We start from the raw sequence: 245 nt of genomic DNA, 5'->3' as shown, positions 1-245 counted from the left end.
CCCACCGCCGCCGGCGCCTGGCTGCTGGCACACCGCGGCGGACGTCGGCCGCCGCGCCGGGTGCTCACCCCGCGCACCCTGGCGCGCCGGCTCGACGCCCTGCCCGTGGCCCTGCTGCCCCAGGCCCGGCCGCGCCTGGACTGGCTCAACGACATCGGCTGCCACACCCTGGCCGACCTGCGCGCCCTGCCGCGCGCCGGCCTGCAACGGCGCAGCGCGCCCGATCTGCTGCAAGCGCTGGACGC

At 80.4% G+C, this 245-nt stretch carries 1 pseudogene; it reads left to right on the top strand.

The features are described from left to right. Positions 1-245: pseudogene (locus SB751_RS34115) on the top strand (DNA polymerase Y family protein); the annotation flags it as partial.

Origin of the sequence: Cupriavidus sp. SIMBA_020, from assembly GCF_046535395.1 — a bacterium.
In the GTDB taxonomy this organism is placed as follows: Bacteria; Pseudomonadota; Gammaproteobacteria; order Burkholderiales; family Burkholderiaceae; genus Cupriavidus; species Cupriavidus campinensis.
The sequence above is the reverse complement of the archived record's forward strand: the minus strand, read 5'-3'. Positions and strand labels throughout refer to the sequence as shown.